The sequence below is a fragment of the Nonomuraea maheshkhaliensis genome, assembly GCF_039529435.1.
GTDB classification, from domain to species: Bacteria; Actinomycetota; Actinomycetes; order Streptosporangiales; family Streptosporangiaceae; genus Nonomuraea; species Nonomuraea maheshkhaliensis.
This window is the reverse complement of sequence record NZ_BAAAMU010000002.1, coordinates 35,117-54,219: the sequence shown is the minus strand read 5'-3', so window position 1 is coordinate 54,219 and position 19,103 is coordinate 35,117. Positions and strand designations below refer to the sequence as shown.

The window sequence follows — 19,103 nt, the reverse complement described above, 5'->3', positions numbered from 1 at the left end:
GGCGGCCGCACCGGCAGATTGGGCACCGGCTCCGGCTCGGGGTCAGGCTCCGGTGCGGCCTTCTCGGCCGCCCGAGCTTCCGGTGACGGCGCCGCCGCAGGTGCGGTCGCGTCCGCATCGGCCGCCGGAGGTGTGGTCGCGTCCACGTCAGGCTCCGGAGTCCGGCTCGGTGTCCGGCTCGGTGTCCGGCTCGGTGTCCGGTCGGTCATGGCTCTGCTCCCTCGTGTACTTGCAGAAGAGGACCCCCTCCTCTTCCAGCACCTGACTGAGTTCAAGTGCCGTCTGGGCCGGCTCGCCGTTCTGGATGCGGGCCGCGCCGCCCCCGACCAGCAGCGGGCTGATCGTCAGGCACAGCTCGTCGACCAGGCCGCCGGCCGAAAGCTGGGCGTTGACGCGGGGACCGCCCTCGCACAGCACCCTGGTCAGGCCCCGGTCGTGCAGCGCGGCCACCGCCCGCCGCAGGTCGACGCCCTGCTCGCCGGCCACGATCAGGTCGGACCGCTCGGCCGCCGTCTTGCGCCGCTCGTGCGGGGCGGCCTCGCAGGTGATGACGATGGTGCGGCTGGGCGCGCTGGTGAACAGCTCGCCGTCGAGGTCGAGATCGAGGCTGCGGGTGATCACGGCGATCGGCGGCACCTCGGGCCGGCCCCGCCTGATCTGCGCCCACCACTCGCGCGGCGGCACCGGGCCGTACTTCTCCTTGCGCACGGTCGCGGCGCCCGCGACGATGACGTCGGCCAGGCCGCGCAGGGTCTGGAAGATGCGCTTGTCGCCCTTGCTGGACAGCCCGCCGGAGCGCCCGTCGAGCCAGGCCGCGCCGTCGGCGCTGGACACCATGTTGAGCCGCAGCCACGGACGGCCCTCGGGATAGGCGTACGCCTGCACGATGTCCGGGTTGTCCTGAATGTCGGGATAGATGCGCCGCACTCCTCTACCTTGGCACACCGCACCGACAATCAACCCCGAGGGGAGCGCGGGGTCAGGGGTTGGGCTGCCTGGGCTGGCGCAGCACCTGGAGCGAGCGGGCTGTGACGGCCACCACGGCGTTGGGCAGCCAGCGCTCGTCGAGGAACGCGTCCTCCACCGTATCGTGGTTGGTGTCGAGCACCGGCAGCCACGCCGTGCCGAACTCCTCGCCGGGCAGCGTGAACGGCATGTTCTCGTGGTGGGCGTTGATCAGCAGCAGGAAGGAGTCGTCGACGATCCGCTCGCCGCGCGGCCCAGGCTCGGTGATCGCCTCGCCGTTCAGATAGACCATCAGCGACTTGGCGTAGCTGATGTGCCAGTCGCCCGCCGTCATCTCGCGCCCGCCGGGCGTGAGCCAGACCAGGTCCCGCTTGCCGTTGTCGGGGTGGCGGCCGTGGAAGAAGCGACGGCGCTGGAAGACCGGATGCTCGCGGCGCAGCTTCGACAGCGCGCGGACGAAGTCGAGCAGATCGGACTCGGCGCGCACCATCGACCAGTCGACCCAGGCCAGCTCGTTGTCCTGGCAGTAGGCGTTGTTGTTGCCGCGCTGGGTGCGGCCGATCTCGTCGCCGTGGGACAGCATGGGCACGCCCTGCGACAGGAACAGCGTGGCCAGGAAGTTGCGGCGCTGGCGGCGGCGCAGCGTGACGATCTGCGGGTCCTCGACCGGGCCCTCCGCGCCGCAGTTCCAGGACCGGTTGTCGTTGGTGCCGTCGCGGTTGTCCTCACCGTTGTCCTCGTTGTGCTTGTGGTCGTAGGAGACCAGGTCGGCGAGGGTGAAGCCGTCGTGGCAGGTGACGAAATTGATCGAGGCGACGGGGCGGCGGCCGGAGGACTCGTACAGGTCGGCGGAGCCGGTCAGGCGGGAGGCGAACTCGGGCAGGGCCGAGTGGGTGCCTCGCCAGAAATCTCGTACGATGTCGCGATATTTGCCGTTCCACTCCGTCCACAGGGGCGGAAAGTTCCCGACCTGGTAGCCGCCCGGACCGACGTCCCACGGCTCGGCGATCAGCTTGACCTGCGAGATCACCGGATCCTGCTGGATCAGGTCGAAGAACGCGCTCAGCCGGTCGACGTCGTGCAACTCCCTGGCCAGGGCCGAGGCCAGGTCGAAGCGGAACCCGTCGACGTGCATCTCCAGCACCCAGTAACGCAGGGAGTCCATGATGAGCTGCAGCGCGTGCGGCGAGCGCACGTTGAGCGAGTTGCCGCAGCCGGTGTAGTCGAGGTAGTAGCGCCGGTCGCCGTCGTGCAGCCGGTAGTAGGCGGCGTTGTCGATGCCCCTGAAGCCCAGCGTGGGCCCCATGTGGTCGCCCTCGGCCGTGTGGTTGTAGACCACGTCGAGGATGACCTCGATGCCGGCCTCGTGCAGCGCCCGCACCATGGCCTTGAACTCCAGCACCTGCTGCCCCCGCGTCCCCGCGCTGGAGTAGCGGCCGTGGGGCGCCAGGTAAGCCATGGTGTTGTAGCCCCAGTAGTTCGTCAGCCCGCGCGCCACCAGGAAGTGCTCGGGGACGTAGTGGTGCACCGGCATCAGCTCGACCGCCGTCACCCCGATCGACAGCAGGTGCTCGATGATCGCGGGATGCCCGATGCCGGCGTACGTGCCGCGCAGGTCGGGCGGCACGTCGGGGTGGCGCATGGTGAGCCCGCGCACGTGGGCCTCGTAGATCACGGTCTCGTGGTACGGGATGCGCGGCAGCCGGTCGTTGCCCCACTCGAAGAACGGATTGATCACCACGTTCTTCGGCATGTAGGGCGCGCTGTCCTCGGTGTTGCGCCTGGTCGGATCGGTGAAGTAGTAGGGGAACAGCGCCTGGTTCCAGGTCAGCTCACCGTCGATGGCCTTGGCGTAGGGGTCGAGCAGCAGCTTGGCCGGGTTGCACCGGTGGCCCTGGGACGGCTCGTTGGGCCCGTGGACGCGGTAGCCGTAGCGCTGGCCCGGCTGGATGCCCGGCAGGTAGCCATGCCAGACGAACCCGTCGACCTCGGGCAGTTCGACGCGCTCCTCGGAGCCGTCATCGTGGAAAAGGCACAGCTCGACCCGCTCGGCGACCTCGGAGAACACCGAGAAACTGGTGCCCACGCCATCCCAGGTGCCGCCGAGTGGATAGGGCTCGCCCGGCCAGACCTCACGCATGTGGCCCAATTGTCGCACGCTGAAGCGGTCTTGGTCTTGTTATGGCTCGATCGCTTCGCTCGCGAGCCACGGAACCCCACGTCGGGAGGGGCTCCGTGGCGGGCGGGAGGCTAGAGCAGCTCGGCCTTGAGCGTGATCGTCGTGCCCGTCAGCGCCTTGCTCACCGGGCAGTTCGCCTTGGCCGTCTCGGCGGCCTCCTGGAACTGCTCGGCCGTGAGGCCGGGCACGTGACCCTGCACGGTGAGCACGATGCCCGTGATGCCCTCACCCGGCTGGAACGTGACGTCGGCACTCGTGCGCAGCGACTCCGGCGGCGTGCCGGCCCCGGCCAGCCCGTGGGACAGCGCCATCGAGAAGCAGGACGAGTGGGCGGCGGCGATCAGCTCTTCCGGCGAGGTCTTACCGTTGGCCGCCTCGGCCCTGGACGGCCAGGAAACCTCGAACGTGCCGACTCCCGACGTGTCGAGCGACACGGTGCCCGAACCGTCGAGCAAGGCGCCTTTCCACTGTGTGGTAGCGGTGCGTGTGGTGGCCATGGCGTTGTGCTCCCTCCTGTATGGACTTCCGACCTTATCGCGCGGCGAAACAGGCACGCCGACCGTCATCCGGCTCTACATTTGCCGCGAATAATGACATGCTCGGGTCGCGGCGCACCCGCCGCCTTGGTCCGGATTAAACGGGAGTGTGGTGCCAGTGGAGGCACCGTACGACGACCGCCTGCTGCATCAGCGAGTGGTCGGCGGCGATGAGTCCGCTCTGGGCGAGGTCTACGATCGGCTCTCCTCGCTGATCTTCGGTCTCTCCCTGCGGGTCACCAGGGACCGGGTGATCGCCGAGGACATCACGCAGGAGGTGTTCCTCGTCTTCTGGGAGCGGCCTTTGGCCTACGACCCGGAACGGGGCACGCTGCGTGCCTGGCTGGCCACGATCGCCCACCGGCGCGCGGTCGATCACGTACGCGCCGAGGAGCGCAGGAGGGTCTCGGCACTCGGCCCGAGATTGTTCGAACGCGAGCCCGTGCGGCTGGAGGACACCGTGCTCGCCGCCGACGAGGCCGAACGGGTCCGGCAGGCGGTCACGTCGTTACCCGACGGCCTGCGGGAAGCGGTCGAGCTGGCGTACTTCGGCGGCAGGACCTACCGGCAGGTCGGAGAGGAACTGGGCGTGCCGGAGGGCACGGCCAAATCGCGCATCCGGCTGGCGCTGCGGCGCCTGGCGGACGCGCTCGCCGAGGAGGAAGTGTGATGAACACCCCGCCGCCGCACGCCGGGCGGGCGTTCGCGCCCGCGGACGGCACGCCGGACGCGGGATCGCCGTACGCGCGGCCGGTGTTCGCGCACGCGGGAAGCAGTCTTACGGACGCGGGGCCGCCGCACACGTGCCCTTCGTCCACGCACGCGCAGGAAGAGGTGTGATGGACCCCGTCGAGCGTCTCTATCTGGACGCGATGATGGAGGACCCGGCGGTGCCGGCCCACTCGTTGCGACCCCAGCTCCTGTCCGGGGCCAGGGCCCGGCGCAGGCCCGCGGCCCCCACCGCCGCCTGGGCCGAGCCGTACGCCGGCCGCGTGGCCGCCATGGACGCCCTGCTGGCCTCGGCCGCGGAGGACGACTGGTCGCGCGTCATCGTCGAGGGCTGGACGCTGCAGGAGCTCGTCGCCCACCTGGCCGCCAAGGACAGCCTGCTGGCCGCCTCCGTCGGAGCTCCCGTGCTGGGCCCGCCGATCGGCGCGCCCGACTCGACGAGCCGGACGAACGACCTCCAAGCCTACGAACGTGCCCGCAGCCCCGAACAGACCAGGAGGGACTGGCGCGCCCAGGCCGACGCCCTCTGCCGCCACCTGGCCGATCTGCCGCCCACGACTCCGACCACGCTGGACGGCCTTGAGGTGGTGGCGAGCGACCACATCCTGGCCAGGAGCCTGGAGACGTGGATCCACACGGCCGACGCGGCCCAGATGGCCGAGATCCGGCTGCCCGACCCCGTCGCCGGTCACATCCACCTCCAGGCCGACCTGTGCGCCCGCCTGCTGCCCCTCACGATGTTCATGTCCGGCATGGACGGCACCGGCCGCACGGCGCACGTGACGCTGACGGGCGCGGGCGGCGGCGAGTGGCGGGTCGCCCTGGGCGTCGCCGACACCGAGCCGGGCGAGCCGGACGTGCGCATCACGGCGGACGTGGTGACGTTCTGCTTCCTGCTCGGCGGCAGGGGGGACCCGGGGGACTTCCCCGCGGAGCTGGAGGGAGACCTCTCCCTGGCCAGGGACATCCTCATCTCGGCCCCCGCCCTTTCCGGCCCCTAAAAGAGCTTTGCCACGTTAATTACCGCAGTCCTATAAAGCGTTATTTCCGAATGTCGCTGCTCCCTGGTGAACGGCGGAGATTTGACCGCTTGTTGGGGGTTCATAGCGGGAATCGCCGGCGCGCCCGTCGTTCCAGAAGAACGGCCGGAGCGACGGCCGAGTCGAGGCCGGTGATCGCGGAGGTCGTCGTCTAGGCTCGGCTCATGACGAGAGGGGGGTCCTCGTGGCGGACGAAGTGACAGGTCTTGCGGGCCTGCTGTACGAGTTCGGGCTGCTCAAGCGCTACAAGCGGACCGGTTGGCTGGTGGCGGGCGTACGCGACCCCGAGAGCATCGCCGAGCACTCCTTCCGCGCCGCCGTCATCGCCAGCGTGATCGCCAGGCTGGAAGGGGCCGACCCGGAGCGGGCCGCGTTCATGAGCCTGTTCCACGACACGCAGGAAACCCGCATCACCGACATCCCGTACATCGGCAAGCGCTACCTCAAGCCGCCCTCCAACGAGGACGTCACCGCGGACCAGATGCGGGGCGTGCCGGCGGAGGTGGCCGACATGGTCGGCGACGCGGTCGGCGAGTACGAGGAGAAGGCCAGCCTGGAGGCCGTCTGCGCGCGCGACGCCGACAAGCTGGAGTGCCTCATCCAGGCCGTCGAATACCGCGAGCAGGGGCACCAGAACGTGCAGGGCTGGATCGACAGCTCCCTGGCCGCGCTCACGACCACGACGGGCAAGCGGCTGGCCGAGGAGGCGTTGAGCACGGGGACCCTCGACTGGGTGGTCCGCGTGCTCAACGGCGACTGACAGCCACGACGGCCCGGCGGGCGGCGCCGGCGGTCGTCCGGGAGACCAGGCGCCGGCGCTCGCTGACGGGCTGTACGGGCCTCTACCGGCCTTATTCGCCGGCGGGGCGGGTGACGAGCTCTCTGGCGTACTCGTCGTCGCTCTCCGCCAGCACCCGCTCGACCCCCCGCGCGGCCCGTTCGTCGCCGCGCAGGGCCAGCCCGCGGGTCGCCTCGGCCACCGTGCGCAGGTCGGTGTCGCTCAGCCGGGCCGCCAGCGCCTCCCTGATCCCGGGCGTGTCGGCGGCCAGCCCGGCGACCCCGGCGGTGGCCCAGTCGCGGATCTCGGAGTCGTCGTCCTCGGTCATCGAGATGAGCAGCGCCAGCCCCTCCTCGTCGTCCGGCGGCAGCACGTCGGCCAGGGCGATCGGGTCGGTCATCGTGCGCTTGTGACCGGGCCGCCCGATGACGTCGAGCACGTACGGCAGCGCCCGCGGATCGCCCTGGTGCCCCAGCCCCGCCAGCACCGAGCGCAGCACCTGCGGGTTGCTCTCCGTGGTGACCATCTTCTGCAGCAGCGGCAGGGTCCGGTCGAGGTACGGCTTCTCCCCGTCCTCGGTGAACCCGAACTGGGAGATGGCGTCGACCCCGAACTCCCGCTCCCTCGCGTCCTCGCTCAGGCACAGCCGGGCCAGCGCGTCGTACGTCTCCTCGTCGCCCCGCTTGTTCAGCGTGTCGGCCACGATCCACCAGGTCTCGGCGTCCTCGTCGAGGTCGCGGTGGGCCAGCGCCCGCGCCACGAGCCGCTCGATCGGGGTGTAGACGCCCGCCGCGTCCTCCAGCAGCGTCGCGACGGCCGCGTGGCCGCGCTGGGCCTGCACCTGGTCGCTCTCGGAGCCGTCGGCCGAGCGGCCCGCCACGGTGATCAGCTCGGTGCCGTCCTTGGCGTACTGGCGGGCCACGACGTATTCCCAGTCGTCCTGCTGGAACTCGTCCATCAGCGCGCTCTCCAGGTGCACGCCCACCCAGGCGCCGGCGATCTCCAGCGGGGTGTCGCCCTCGCCGTCGTACTTCTCGTGGTCGGCCCCGGCCTCCAGCAGCGCCTGCACCACGCCCAGCGCGCCTCGCCTGGCGGCCAGCGTGAGCGGGGTGTCGCCGTCGTCGTTGGTGACGTCCACGTCGGCGCCCGCCTCGATCAGCATCCGGGCGACCTCGGCCTGTCCGTTGGTGGCGGCCCAGAGCAGCGCCGTCCAGCCGCCGTCCTCCCGGCCGTCGACCTGGGCGCCGGCGTCGAGCAGCGCCCTGGCCACCTCTGTGCGGTCCCTGGCGGCGGCCGCGCACAGCGGCAGCCCGCCCTCCTCGCCCTCGCTGGGCGTGTTGGGATCGGCGCCGGAGGCGAGCAGCTTGCCGACGGTCTCGATCTCGCCGTTCATCGCCGCGCGGTAGAGCTGTTCCTCATGCATGACAGGGACCCTAGCCTGGTCCGGCCGCGCCCCGGACCAAGCCAGGGCCCCGTGTCATGGCGTGGTACGCACCCGGCCCCCGCCGGGGTTCAATGACGATGCCGAACCTGCATCGTTCGCAGGGGGTCGTGATTCCTACCAAAGTAGGGGCTTCAAGGCGATCGAAACGCGATATGTTGCGAGTATGACTGATCCTGGTGAGCTCCGCGCGTCGGACGCCGAGCGCGAGGCCGTCGTCGAGCAGCTCCGTGTCGCCTCGGTCGAGGGCCGGCTCTCACTCGTCGAGCTGACGGACAGGACGGAGGCGGCCTACACCGCCACCACCCACGCCGAGCTGGCTCTGCTCACCCAGGACCTGCCCGCGGCCGGCACGCCCGCCCCCGCCCCCGTCGTGCCCCGGGAGGGCAGGAAGCGGCGGTGGTTCGTCGGCGTCATGGGCGACTCCAAGCGGCGCGGCACGTGGCGCATCGACCAGGAGCTCGGTGCCGTCGCGGTGATGGGCGACGTCGTGCTCGACCTGCGCGAGGCCGAGGTGCGCACCGACCGCGTGGAGATCCTGGCGGTCTCCGTGATGGGCGACGTCAAGATCATCGTCCCCGACGGGGTGAACGTGGACCTCGACGGCATGGCGATCATGGGCGACAAGAAGGTCAAGGTGAACCAGGCGCCTCCCGGCATGAACGTGCCGGTGGTGCGCGTGCAGGCGTACGCGATCATGGGCGACGTCAAGGTGGTCGGCGACTCGCACGCCCAGCCGCTCCAGCGCCGCCTCACCGCCTGGCGCGAGCACTGGCGGCGGCTGCACGGCGAGGACTGGCGCGAGCTGGGCCGCCAGCTGCGCGCCGACACCCGCGAGCTGAACAGGCAGATCCGCGACGCCCACCGCGACCTGGGCCGAGGCTACTGAGCCGGACGGCCGCGACCAGCCCGCCGAACCAGCGGGGTCAGCCCGCCAGGGGCACCGGCTGCCGCCGGGCCGCCTCGTACCGTTCCAGCAGCACGTCCACCAGCTCGGGCGCGGGCCCGAGCACGTCGGCCACCACCTCGGCGCCCGCCTCCAGCGTCTCGCGCCGCACCTTGTCGGCGAAGTAGCCGGGAGCCAGCAGGTAGGGGGCCACGACCACTCTCGGCGCTCCCGCCCGCCGCAGCGCGGCCACGGCCTCGGCGGGGGAGGGACGGGCGGCGGAGGCGTACGCGGCCGTGACGGTCCACCAGCCGGACCGCCGCCAGCCCCGAGCCAGCGCGGCGACGACCCCGTTGGCCCTGGTGTCACTGGAACCCGCCGAGACCAGCACCACGGCCGTCTCAGGGTCGCCCACGGTCACCCCAGCCTCGCTCAGCCGCCGTTCGAGCACCGAACGCAGCGCGGGATGCGGCCCGAGCGTGCGCCCGTAGTGGACGAGCAGGCGCGGCTCGCGGGCGCGCACCTCGTTGAGCGCGGCCGGCAGGTCCACCCGGCTGTGGTAAGCCTCGGTGAGCAGCAGCGGGAGCACCACGGCCCGCTCCAGGCCGCGCAGCGCCTGGCCGAGCGTGGGAGCGCTGTGGTCGAGATAGGCCACCCTGACGTCCCGCGGCACCTGGCCGAGCAAGGCGGCCACGGTGGCGGGGGGGCGGGGGGCTCGCGCCCCGTGGGCCACCGCCACCAGTGGCACGCCGCCGGGGGCCGTCCCGCCTGCCAACGGGACGGGTCCCCCACTGGGGATCACAGGTGAATGCCGCATTCGACCTTCCCCAGGCCCGCCCAGCGTCCGCTGCGCGGATCCTCACCCTCGGCGACCTGCCGCGTGCACGGGGCGCAGCCGATCGACGGGTAGTTGTCGTAGTGCAACGGGTTGATGAGCACCCCGTTGTCGGCGATGTAGTTGTCGACGTCCTCCTGCGTCCAGGCCGCGATCGGGTTGACCTTCACCATCTGCCGCTTGGCGTCCCACTCCACGACCTTGGTGCCGGTCCTGCTGGTCGCCTCGTCGCGGCGGATGCCGGAGATCCACGCCAGGTACGGTTCGAGCGCCCGGTTGAGCGGCTCCACCTTGCGCAGGTAGCAGCACAGGTCGGGGTTGCGGCCGAACAGGCGGGGGCCGAGGTCGCGATCCTGCTCCTCGACCGTCCGCGACGGCTTGACGTCGATCACGTTGACGTCATAGACCTGCCGCACGGCGTCCCGCGTGCCGATCGTCTCGGCGAAGTGGTAGCCGGTGTCGATGAACAACACGTCCACGCCGGGCTTGACCCTGCTCACCAGGTCGATGAGGAGGGCGTCGCTCATCGAGGAGGTCAGGCACAGCCGGTCGCCGAACGTGGCCGCCGCCCAGCGGATGATCTCGCGGGCGGGGGCTCCCTCCAGGAACAGCGCGGCGGACTCGACGATGTCCTGAAGGTCGAGAGCGTCGCGTTGCTCTCTCAACCCGATCTCGATGTCGGCCAGCGTCATATCTTCACTCCGATTCCCAGGAATTTCAGCTTGAAGGCACGAGCGCAGGCGCGGCAGTACCAGCCGCCGTCGCCCTGGTAGGGCTCAAGGTCCTCGTCGCCGCAGTAGGGGCAGTGGAAGGGGACCGCTCGTGTGGTCATTTCAGGTCGGCCTCGTCTGCTCGCTGGACCCAGTCGGCGAACGATTCGCCTTCCTTCTTCTGGCTGTCGTAGTTGGACACGACACGCGACACGTAGTCGGGCAGCGCCTTGGCGGTGGTCTTGAGGCCGCGCACCTTCCTGCCGAACCCGGCGTTGGTGCCGAGCGAGCCGCCGAGGTGGATCTGGTAGCCCTCGACCTGGTCGCCGTTCTCGTCCACGACGAGCTGGCCCTTCAGACCGATGTCGGCCACCTGGATGCGGGCGCAGGAATTGGGGCAGCCGTTGACGTTGATGGTCAGCGGCTCCTGGAAGTCGGGCAGCCGCCGCTCCAGCTCGTCGATCAGGTCCATGGCGGTGGCCTTGGTCTCGACGATGGCGAGCTTGCAGTATTCGATGCCGGTGCAGGCCATCGTCTGGCGGCGGAAGGTGGACGGGTTGACCTGGAGGTCGGCCGCCTCCAGCTCGGCCACGACGGAGTCGACCCGGTCGGGCGCGATGTCGAGGACGACCATCTTCTGCTCGACCGTGGTGCGGACCCGGTCGGAGCCGTGCCGTTCGGCGATGTCGGCGATCCGGTGCAGGGTGTCGCCGTCGACCCGGCCCACCTTGGGCGCGAAGCCCACGTAGAAGTTGCCGTCCTTCTGCGGGAAGACGCCCACGTGGTCACGCCGGTTGCCGCGCGGCAGCTCGGGCGCGGGCCCGTCGGGCAGCCGCTCCTTGAGGTATTCGGTCTCCAGGACCTCGCGGAACTTCTCCGGCCCCCAGTCGTTGACCAGGAACTTGATCCGGGCCCGGTGGCGCAGCCGCCGGTAGCCGTAGTCGCGGAAGATCCCGACGACGCCCTCGTGGACGTCGGCGGCCTTGTCGGGGCTGACGAACACGCCGAGCCGCTTGGCCAGCATCGGGTTGGTGGACAGCCCGCCGCCGACCCACAGGTCGAAGCCGGCCTCACCCCGCTCGTTGACCACGCCGACGAACGCGACGTCGTTGATCTCGTGCACCGTGCAGTGCGCCGGGCAGCCGCTCAGCGCCGTCTTGAACTTGCGCGGCAGGTTGGAGTAGGCCGGGTTGCCGACGACCCGGTCGTAGATCTCCGTGATCTGGCCGGAGGCGTCGATCACCTCGTCGGTGTCGATCCCGGCGAGCGGGCAGCCCATGATGACGCGCGGGGTGTCGCCGCACGCCTCGGTGGTGGACAGGCCGACGGCCTCCAGCCGCTCCCAGATGTCGGGCACCGACTCGATCTCGATCCAGTGCAGCTGGATGTTCTGGCGGTCGGTGATGTCGGCGGTGCCGCGGGCGTAGTCGTTGGAGATGTCGGCGATCGCGCGGAGCTGGGCCAGGTCGAGCTGGCCGCCGTCGATGCGCACGCGCAGCATGAAGTAGCGGTCGTCCAGCTCCTCGGGCTCCAGGATGGCGGTCTTGCCGCCGTCGATGCCGGGCCTGCGCTGGGTGTAGAGGCCGTACCAGCGCATGCGTCCGCGCAGGTCGGCCGGGTCGATCGAGTCGAAGCCCCGCTTGGAGTAGATGTCGATGATCCGTTGGCGGACGTTGAGGCCGTCGTCGTTCTTCTTGTTCTCTTCGTTCTTGTTGAGCGGCTCGCGGTAGCCGAGGGCCCACTGGCCTTCGCCGCGCGGGCGTTTGTGGTGCCGGCTGGCAGGAGTGCGGCTGGCAGGGGTGCTCATTGCGCGTCCTTCGATTCATGGGCGCGCGCAGTGTTCCCACCTGGCCTCATCATCGAGGGCAGGGCTGGAGAGGAAGGGTGCGACGCGCTCAGCGGTAGAGAAACAAGTGAGTTAGCGGGCGTCGCAACAGATGGCACTGCGGACACGCTGAAGATCGACGTGGCGTCGACCGACGAGCATGGGGTCCGCTGGCATGGTTCGAGATTACTCTGGCTGTCCGGGATGTCCAAGACGGGGTCCAGAGTGTGGGATGGTTCACCCCTGGCGTGGCCAGTCCAGATCCGACTCCTGGGGCTGCTCCTCCGTCTTGTGCTGGCAGTCGCACCATGAGCCGCCGCGGCAGTCCTCGTGACGCTTGTCCTTGCAGCTCTCGCAGATCACGCTTGCATTATGGACCTCATGGCCGAACTGCTCGGCGACCTGCGTGCCGAGACCGCCTCCTTCGAAGAACTGCTCCAGCCCCTGCGGGACGACGACTGGGAGCGGCGCACCCCCGCCGAGGGATGGGCGATCCGTGACCAGGTGAGCCATCTCGCCTGGTTCGACGACGCGGCCGTGCTCGCCGCCACCGACCCCGCCGGCTACGACGCGCTGCTCGGCCGGTTCGGCTCCGTGGACGACGTGGCCGAGGCGACGCGGGGGATGCCGCCGGGCGAGTTGCGGGCGTGGTTCGGCGCCTCCCGCGCCCGCGCCCTTGAGGTGTTCGCCACGCTCGACGCCCGGGACCGGCTGCCGTGGTTCGGGCAGCGGATGTCGGCGGCATCGTTCGCGACCGCGCGGCTCATGGAGACGTGGGCGCACGGTCAGGACGTCGCCGACGCGCTCGGCGTGGTCAGGGAGCCGACGGAGCGGCTGAGGCACGTGGCGACGATCGGCTTCAGGGCCCGGCCCTACAGTTTCGCCGTACGCGCGCTGCCCGTCCCCGAGGAGCTCGTACGGGTGGAGCTGAGCCTGCCCGGCGGCGGCACCTGGACGGCGGGGCCGCAGGAGGCCGCCGACGTCGTCCGCGGGACGATCCTCGACTTCTGCCTGGTCGTGACCCAGCGCATCCACCTGTCGGACACCGGCCTGGAGACCACCCCCGGCCCCGCGCGGGCCTGGATGGAGATCGCCCAGGCGTTCGCCGGCGGCCCCGGGAAGGGACGGGCGCCCAAGTCGGGGTGAGGCCAGGGTCCTGCCGGATGACACCGGCCTCATGATCGGTGACATGCTGTGAGCATGCGCACAATCCTCAACGTCATCTGGCTGGTGTTCGCGGGCGTCTGGCTGGCCCTGGGCTACGCGCTGGCCGGCGTCATCTGCTGCATCCTGATCGTGACGATCCCCTTCGGGATCGCCTCGTTCAGGATCGCGGCCTACGCGCTGTGGCCGTTCGGCCGGACGGTCGTGCGCGACCCGGACGCGGGCGTCTTCTCCCTGCTCGGCAACGTCATCTGGTGCGTGGTGGCCGGCATCTGGCTGGCCATCGGGCACGTGGTGACCTCGATCCCGCTGTTCATCTCCATCATCGGCATCCCCATGGGCGTGGCCAACATCAAGCTCATCCCCGTCTCCCTCCTCCCCCTGGGCGCGCGCATCGTCGACAACGACTGACCACCGCCGACCACTACCGGCCACGACTGACCGGCGACTGGGCCGCTAGAGGTGGCGCGGGGGACGTAAGCTGTGCCGAAGAGTCACTGCGAATAACCGTTGGGTGCCATGACGTCCACCGATGCGCCTCCCCGGCCCAAGCGCGGCCTGGTCTCCCATGCTCGCGCGCGGCTCAACTGGGTGCTCGACACCAAGTCGTGGGCGATCGTGCGCGCGTCCACCAACGCCGGCGTCACCTACCGGGTGACCGGCCTGGCCGGCGAGGCCGCGTTCTTCGCGCTGCTGTCGCTGCCGCCGTTCGTGCTGGGCCTCATCGGCGTGCTGGGCAAGCTCGGCACCTGGCTCGGCCCCACGGTCGTCACCCAGGTGAAGACCTGGGTGATCGACCAGGCGGGGCTGCTGTTCACCGGCGACGCCGTCAACAAGGTGATCAACCCGCTCATCACCGACGTGCTGAGCGACGACGCCGGCAAGGTGTCGATCATCTCGCTGGGCTTCCTGCTGTCGCTCTGGTCCGGCTCCAGGGCGCTCTACGTCTACGTCGACCTCATCTCCGTCGCCTACGGGCTGGGGGAGGAGCGCGGCATCATCCGCACCCGGCTGATGTCCTTCGGCCTCTACGTCATCGGGCTGATCATCGGGATCATCGTCATGCCGATCCTGGTCGTCGGCCCGACCCTGATCAAGGACGCCCTGCCGGCCGACTACGGCATCCTCATCGACCTGCTCTACTGGCCGGTCGTCATCATCGGCTCGGTGCTGTTCCTCACCGTGCTCTACCACGTGAGCGTGCCGGTGCGCACCAAGTGGTACCGCGAGCTGCCCGGCGCCATCCTGGCGCTGTTCCTGTGGATCCTGTGCGCGGCGGTGCTGCGCGCGGTGCTGGCCGCCTGGTTCTCGCCCGTCTCGGTGTACGGGTCGCTGGCGGCGCCGATCGCGCTGCTGCTGTGGCTCTACATCACCGCGCTGGCGGTGCTCATCGGGGCGATATTGAACGCGGAGGTCGACCGGCTCTGGCCCGGCGTGGGCCGCGCCAAATAGGGCGCCGCTCCTGATCACGAGGCGATGAGCGCCTGCCCGCATCCGCTATCGTCTAGGCGTGACGCGACTGGCGCATTGGGTGGGATCGACCACCGGGGAGCGAAAGGAGCGGAGGCCGTGCGCCTGGGTCTTCGCAATTCGTCAACGATGACAGGAGAGTCATGAGTTCTCTCGCTAGCGTCGACCCGCAGATCGCCGAGCTCATCAAGGCGGAAGAGCGTCGTCAGTCCGACACCGTCAAGCTGATCGCGTCCGAGAACTACGTGTCGAAGGCCGTGCTCGAGGCCACCGGCACCGTGCTGACCAACAAATACTCCGAGGGTTACGCGGGCAAGCGTTACTACGAGGGCCAGCAGGTCATCGACCAGATCGAGACCGTGGCCATCGAGCGGGCCAAGGCCCTGTTCGGCGTCAACCACGCCAACGTGCAGCCCTACTCCGGCTCGCCCGCCAACCTCGCCGTCTACATGGCCTTCCTGGAGCCCGGCGACACCGTCATGGGCATGGGCCTGCCGTTCGGCGGCCACCTCACCCACGGCTGGTCCGTCTCGGCCACCGGCAAGTGGTTCAACCCGGTCCGCTACGGCGTGCGCAAGGACACCGGCCGCATCGACCTCGACGAGGTCCGGCAGCTGGCGCTGGAGCACCGGCCCAAGCTGATCTTCTGCGGCGGCACCGCGATCCCGCGCACGATCGACTTCGAGGGCTTCGCCTCGATCGCCCGCGAGGTCGGCGCCGTACTGGCCGCCGACATCGCCCACATCGCCGGCCTGGTCGCGGGCGGCGCCCACCCGTCGCCGGTCGGCCACGCCGACGTGATCTCCACGACCACGCACAAGACGCTGCGCGGCCCGCGCGGCGCCATGCTCATGGCCACCAGCGACGAGCACGCCACCGCGCTCAGGAAGGCCGTCTTCCCCGGCCTCCAGGGCGGCCCGCACAACCACACCACCGCCGCCATCGCGGTCGCGCTGCACGAGGCCGCCCAGCCGTCGTTCCGCGACTACGCCCACCAGGTGGTCGCCAACGCCAAGACCCTGGCCGACGAGCTCGCCTCGCGCGGGTTCGACCTGGTCTCCGGCGGCACCGACAACCACCTCATCCTGCTCGACCTCACGCCCAAGGGCATCGGCGGCAAGCCCGCCGCCCAGGCGCTCGACCGCGCGGGCCTGGAGACCAACTACAACACGGTGCCGTTCGACACGCGCAAGCCGTTCGACCCGTCCGGCATCCGCATCGGCACGCCGTCGGTGACGTCGCGCGGCATGGGCGAGGCCGAGATGCGCCAGATCGGCGCCTGGATGGACGAGGTCGTCACCGCGCTCGCCAAGGGAGATGCGGAGTCGGTTGTCACTCGCGTCCACCATGAGGTGAGCGAGCTCACTGCTCAGTTCCCCGCACCGGGTCTTTAAAGCTTCATATGTTACGGCGGTGCCGGCTTGGCACCTCCCGCCGCGCGGGGCTGAGGGCCTCCAGGGAGACGCCCTCTGACCCGCGCGTGGTCGGCCGCCGTCACGGCGTAACGTTGGCCGTGACGGTGGTTCACCCCCTTGCCTGCCGATGTGCTTTGGCGGGGTCAGCCGGTGTTCGCCGTTGCTGTGATGGTGCCGTCTTGGATGGTGGCTACCGGGATCACGTGTTGTTTCGGGGTCAGGGTGTCGCCCTTCGCGTCCCTGTAGACGCGGGTTTTCTGGGCTGTGGTGGTGACGCGGAAGAGCGTCGCGTGGTAAATCGTGCCGTCGGGGGACAGCCATGGCTCCGGCATGCGCAGGATTTCGCGTGGTCGTAGGGTGACCGCGTCGATCGCGTTCTCCAGGGGCATTCCGCAGGCCACCAGTTTCGTGATCGTGGTGGCCAGGTCGTGCACCGGGCCGGCGACGTTGCGGACGTGGACGTCGGTGCTGATCGTGTGCGGCGGGAAGCCGGCCGCGAGCGCGCGGGAGGCCACCTCGAAGCTGAAGCTGGCCGCCCCGTGACCCACGTCCATCAGCACGCCCCGGTCCAGGGCGCTGGCCAGCGACGGGGCCGGGGCGCCGCCCGCCGTCCACGGCGTTCCGGTCTTGCCGTGGTAGCAGTGGGTGACCACGTCGCCGGCGTCCAGCAGGTCGAGCACGTCGTCGATCAGCGGCGGCGCCTCACCCACGTGGACCAGCAGCGGCAGGCCCGCCTCCCTGGCGACCAGGCGGCCGAGCTGGAGCGGCTGCAGGCCCATCGCGCCCACGATCAGGCCGCTGGAACGCACCTTCACCCCGCACACCACGTCCCGGTGCCGCTCGATCGCGGCCAGGGTGGCGTCCACGTCGATGAACGACGGGTCGGCGGTCTCGCGCAGGTGGACCAGGCCGTGGGAGCCGATGTTCAGCCAGGCCCGCACCCGCGTCCTGGCCGCGGGCAGGACGTAGCGGACCAGGCCGTCGATGGTCGCCTGGCCGGCGCTGCCCGCGTCGGCCAGCACGTGCACGCCCGCGTCGAGGCCCACTCTGTCGGGTGGCAGGCTGATCTCGGTCATCGCGTCGTAGACGTGGGCGTGCAGGTCCACCCATCCGGGTCCCGCCCACAGTTCCCCGGCCTCTCCGGTTGCCGGGGTGTCGTCCGGTTCGGGGAGCGGTGTCAGTCGTGCCGTGCCACCGGAGACCGTCAGCCGGGCCGGAGACGGAGAGCCGATCACGCGCAGGGGTGTGTTCGCCAGGTCCTCGGACGCGTTCCGGGTCATGACAGCGCCTCCGTGACGGCGGCGTTGTGGAAGGTTCTGCGGATGCGGCCGATCGCGTCCGAATCGCGCGTCGGGTGCACCCGGTTGGTCAGCAGCACCGCGAAGAAGTCCAGCTCGGGGTCCACCCACAGGCTCGTCCCTGTGAAGCCGTTGTGCCCGTAGGCGGCCGCGGTGAGCAGGTCGCCGCCGCTGCTCAGCGGCGGCTCGTGCGCCTGCCAGGCCAGCGTGCGGCCGAGCACCCGCGTGCCGGTCATCACGCTCAGCGTGCGCGGCGCGAGCGGGCCGCCGCCGCCCCGGCACAGCCAGCGGCCGAGCCGGGCCAGGTCGGACACCGTGCCGAACATGCCCGCGTGACCGGCGACGCCGCCGAGCACCTCGGCGTTCTCGTCGTGCACCGTGCCCTGGACGACCCGGCCGCGCCACGGGCAGTCCTCGGTGGCCGCCGCCCTGGCCCGGTCCGGCTCGGGGAGCACGAAGGTCGTGGCGTCCATGGCCAGCGGTGCGGTGATCCGGTCGCGTACGAGCCGGTCCAGGGACGTTCCCGAGGCGCTTTCCGCGATCAGTCCGAGGATCATGAAGCCCTGCGAGCTGTACTCCATCCCCGGCTCCGGGCGGAGCGGCAGGTCGACGAGGGCGTCCAGCAGCTTCTCCCGCGTCGGGAAGCGGCGGTAGAGGGGCCGCTGACCGGGGATGCGGGAGGTGTGGGTGAGCAGCTCGGACACGGTGATGTCCGCCTTGTCGGTGCCCGCGTAACGCGGCAGGTGGTGGGCGATCCGGTCGTCCAGGGTGAGCTCGCCCGACTCCACCAGCGCCATGACCGCCAGGCCGACGATCGGCTTGGTGACCGAGGCGAGGTCCCACAGGGTGTCCGTGCCGACCGGGTCGCCGTCCCAGCTCAGCGTGCCGAGGGTGCCGAGCTCGACCGGGCCGCCGGAGCAACCCCACGCCCACGCGGCCCCCGAGAACACCCCCTCCTCCCTCGCCCGCGTCAAAACCCGCCCAGCCGAATGCGGCACCGTCATGCGTTCCTCCCCAGCGCCGCAGAGACCCGGGCGGCGGCGGCCACCACCAGCGGGCCGAGCAGCGGCACGTCGTCCTCGTTCAGGTTGAGGGTCAGCCCCGCCACGCTGACCGCGCCCACCGCCGTGCCGGCCGCGTCGTGGACGACCGCCCCGACGCAGCGCACGTTGGTCTCGTTCTCCTCGTCGTCGACCGCGTATCCGCGCCGGCGCACCTCCTCCAGCTCGGCCATCAGCAGCTCGGGCTCGACGATCGTCTTCGGCGTGTTGCTGATCAGCGGCGCGGTGGCCGCCAGCACGGCGCGCACCTGCTCCTCGGGCAGGTGCGCCAGGATCGCCTTGCCGATCGCGGTGCAGTGCAGCGCGATCTGCGTCCCGACCCGCGAGGCCATCCGGTACGGCTGCTGCGACTCCACCTTGGCCAGGTAGACGGCCGACGAGCCGCTGCGGATCGCGAAGTGCACCGTGTGCGTGGTGTTGCGCTGCAGGTTCTCCAGGATCGGCCGGACCAGTGTGGTCATGTCGCGATCGGTGAGCGCCGCCCCGGCCAGCGCGAGGATCGCCGGGCCCGAGGCGTAGGTGCCGTCGCCGTGCGAGACGGCGTACCCCTGCGCGATGAAGATCTGCAGGATCCGGTGCACGGTCGTCTTGTTGATGCCGGTCCGCAGGGCGATGTCCGCCAGGCGGCGGGGCTGGTCGTGGCCGGCCAGTGCGCCCAGCACGACCAGGGTCTTCTCCACCGAGTTCATTGTCACCTGACCCAAAAGGCTTGACGGACATAACCGAAACGAGCCATATTCAACCACGTGATACGAGATTTCACCATGTGA

The 19,103-nt window shown here is 70.5% G+C and carries 22 protein-coding genes and 1 riboswitch; of the genes, 9 read left to right on the top strand and 13 right to left on the bottom strand.

Annotated elements, in window-relative coordinates:
* Positions 1-147: 147 nt before the first annotated feature.
* The 3 genes from ABFX54_RS02000 to ABFX54_RS01990 form a co-directional block, all read right to left on the bottom strand.
* Positions 148-927: a pyrimidine reductase family protein gene (locus ABFX54_RS02000; protein WP_346101119.1), complete on the bottom strand. Its 780-nt coding sequence runs from the start codon at positions 925-927 to the stop codon at positions 148-150.
* A gap of 52 nt (positions 928-979) precedes the next feature.
* Positions 980-3,106, bottom strand: a complete 2,127-nt coding sequence (glgX, locus tag ABFX54_RS01995; RefSeq protein WP_346101118.1) for a glycogen debranching protein GlgX — start codon at positions 3,104-3,106, stop codon at positions 980-982.
* A gap of 110 nt (positions 3,107-3,216) precedes the next feature.
* Positions 3,217-3,642: an OsmC family protein gene (locus ABFX54_RS01990; protein WP_346101117.1), complete on the bottom strand. Its 426-nt coding sequence runs from the start codon at positions 3,640-3,642 to the stop codon at positions 3,217-3,219.
* Between the two features lie 151 nt (positions 3,643-3,793).
* On the opposite strand from ABFX54_RS01990, the gene ABFX54_RS01985 reads away from it, so the two are divergent.
* From ABFX54_RS01985 to ABFX54_RS01970, 4 genes are all read left to right on the top strand, one after another.
* Complete coding sequence (locus ABFX54_RS01985) at positions 3,794-4,351, top strand: sigma-70 family RNA polymerase sigma factor (protein WP_219911586.1); 558 nt, start codon at positions 3,794-3,796, stop codon at positions 4,349-4,351.
* On the top strand, positions 4,351-4,521 hold the full coding sequence (locus ABFX54_RS01980) for a hypothetical protein (RefSeq protein ID WP_346101116.1): 171 nt from the start codon (positions 4,351-4,353) through the stop codon (positions 4,519-4,521). The genes ABFX54_RS01985 and ABFX54_RS01980 overlap by 1 nt, the downstream gene beginning before the upstream one ends.
* Positions 4,521-5,411: a maleylpyruvate isomerase family mycothiol-dependent enzyme gene (locus tag ABFX54_RS01975; protein ID WP_346101115.1), complete on the top strand. Its 891-nt coding sequence runs from the start codon at positions 4,521-4,523 to the stop codon at positions 5,409-5,411. Before ABFX54_RS01980 ends, ABFX54_RS01975 begins: the two co-directional genes overlap by 1 nt.
* A 223-nt stretch (positions 5,412-5,634) precedes the next feature.
* A complete protein-coding gene (locus tag ABFX54_RS01970; RefSeq protein ID WP_346101114.1) occupies positions 5,635-6,210 on the top strand; it encodes an HD domain-containing protein in 576 nt (191 codons plus the stop codon).
* A 91-nt stretch (positions 6,211-6,301) separates the two neighbouring features.
* Here ABFX54_RS01970 and ABFX54_RS01965 read toward each other — a convergent pair whose 3' ends face one another.
* Entirely contained in the window at positions 6,302-7,651 is a 1,350-nt protein-coding gene (locus tag ABFX54_RS01965; protein ID WP_346101113.1) for an ankyrin repeat domain-containing protein, read from the bottom strand.
* A 184-nt stretch (positions 7,652-7,835) separates the two neighbouring features.
* Between ABFX54_RS01965 and ABFX54_RS01960 the strand changes: the two genes are divergently transcribed.
* Positions 7,836-8,558 (top strand): DUF1707 SHOCT-like domain-containing protein, encoded by a 723-nt coding sequence (locus ABFX54_RS01960; protein WP_346101112.1) that lies wholly within the window; start codon positions 7,836-7,838, stop codon positions 8,556-8,558.
* 37 nt (positions 8,559-8,595) lie between these two features.
* On the opposite strand, the gene ABFX54_RS01955 is transcribed toward ABFX54_RS01960, so the two are convergent.
* The 6 genes from ABFX54_RS01955 to ABFX54_RS01935 form a co-directional block, all read right to left on the bottom strand.
* Entirely contained in the window at positions 8,596-9,372 is a 777-nt protein-coding gene (locus ABFX54_RS01955) for a sirohydrochlorin chelatase (protein WP_428834482.1), read from the bottom strand.
* On the bottom strand, positions 9,354-10,082 hold the full coding sequence (locus tag ABFX54_RS01950) for a phosphoadenylyl-sulfate reductase (RefSeq protein WP_346101110.1): 729 nt from the start codon (positions 10,080-10,082) through the stop codon (positions 9,354-9,356). The genes ABFX54_RS01955 and ABFX54_RS01950 overlap by 19 nt, the downstream gene beginning before the upstream one ends.
* Complete coding sequence (locus tag ABFX54_RS01945) at positions 10,079-10,222, bottom strand: Insertion element protein (protein WP_106234237.1); 144 nt, start codon at positions 10,220-10,222, stop codon at positions 10,079-10,081. Before ABFX54_RS01945 ends, ABFX54_RS01950 begins: the two co-directional genes overlap by 4 nt.
* The gene (locus ABFX54_RS01940; RefSeq protein ID WP_346101109.1) at positions 10,219-11,907 is read right to left on the bottom strand and encodes a nitrite/sulfite reductase; all 1,689 of its coding nucleotides are present in this window, start codon (positions 11,905-11,907) and stop codon (positions 10,219-10,221) included. The genes ABFX54_RS01945 and ABFX54_RS01940 overlap by 4 nt, the downstream gene beginning before the upstream one ends.
* A gap of 111 nt (positions 11,908-12,018) precedes the next feature.
* Positions 12,019-12,102, bottom strand: a complete 84-nt coding sequence (locus ABFX54_RS56815; protein ID WP_311132608.1) for a putative leader peptide — start codon at positions 12,100-12,102, stop codon at positions 12,019-12,021.
* A 60-nt stretch (positions 12,103-12,162) separates the two neighbouring features.
* Positions 12,163-12,288 carry a hypothetical protein gene (locus ABFX54_RS01935; protein ID WP_326638150.1) on the bottom strand — a complete coding sequence of 42 codons (126 nt, stop codon included), beginning with the start codon at positions 12,286-12,288 and terminating at the stop codon, positions 12,163-12,165.
* A 9-nt stretch (positions 12,289-12,297) separates the two neighbouring features.
* Between ABFX54_RS01935 and ABFX54_RS01930 the strand changes: the two genes are divergently transcribed.
* From ABFX54_RS01930 to glyA, 4 genes are all read left to right on the top strand, one after another.
* Positions 12,298-13,071, top strand: coding sequence for a TIGR03084 family metal-binding protein (locus tag ABFX54_RS01930; RefSeq protein WP_346101108.1), 774 nt, complete (start codon positions 12,298-12,300; stop codon positions 13,069-13,071).
* A 54-nt stretch (positions 13,072-13,125) separates the two neighbouring features.
* On the top strand, positions 13,126-13,500 hold the full coding sequence (locus ABFX54_RS01925; RefSeq protein ID WP_346101107.1) for a YccF domain-containing protein: 375 nt from the start codon (positions 13,126-13,128) through the stop codon (positions 13,498-13,500).
* A gap of 108 nt (positions 13,501-13,608) precedes the next feature.
* Positions 13,609-14,541 carry a YihY/virulence factor BrkB family protein gene (locus ABFX54_RS01920; protein WP_346101106.1) on the top strand — a complete coding sequence of 311 codons (933 nt, stop codon included), beginning with the start codon at positions 13,609-13,611 and terminating at the stop codon, positions 14,539-14,541.
* 53 nt (positions 14,542-14,594) lie between these two features.
* A riboswitch (ZMP/ZTP riboswitch) is annotated at positions 14,595-14,677 on the top strand.
* Positions 14,678-14,702: 25 nt separating this feature from the next.
* Complete coding sequence (gene glyA, locus ABFX54_RS01915; protein WP_346101105.1) at positions 14,703-15,953, top strand: serine hydroxymethyltransferase; 1,251 nt, start codon at positions 14,703-14,705, stop codon at positions 15,951-15,953.
* A gap of 164 nt (positions 15,954-16,117) precedes the next feature.
* Here glyA and ABFX54_RS01910 read toward each other — a convergent pair whose 3' ends face one another.
* From ABFX54_RS01910 to ABFX54_RS01900, 3 genes are read right to left on the bottom strand one after another with little or no spacing between them, the layout of a single operon-like run.
* Positions 16,118-17,254, bottom strand: a complete 1,137-nt coding sequence (locus tag ABFX54_RS01910; RefSeq protein WP_346101104.1) for a hypothetical protein — start codon at positions 17,252-17,254, stop codon at positions 16,118-16,120.
* Positions 17,251-18,276, bottom strand: coding sequence for a serine hydrolase domain-containing protein (locus ABFX54_RS01905; RefSeq protein WP_346101103.1), 1,026 nt, complete (start codon positions 18,274-18,276; stop codon positions 17,251-17,253). Before ABFX54_RS01905 ends, ABFX54_RS01910 begins: the two co-directional genes overlap by 4 nt.
* On the bottom strand, positions 18,273-19,013 hold the full coding sequence (locus tag ABFX54_RS01900) for an IclR family transcriptional regulator (protein WP_346101102.1): 741 nt from the start codon (positions 19,011-19,013) through the stop codon (positions 18,273-18,275). Before ABFX54_RS01900 ends, ABFX54_RS01905 begins: the two co-directional genes overlap by 4 nt.
* Positions 19,014-19,103 lie beyond the last annotated feature (90 nt).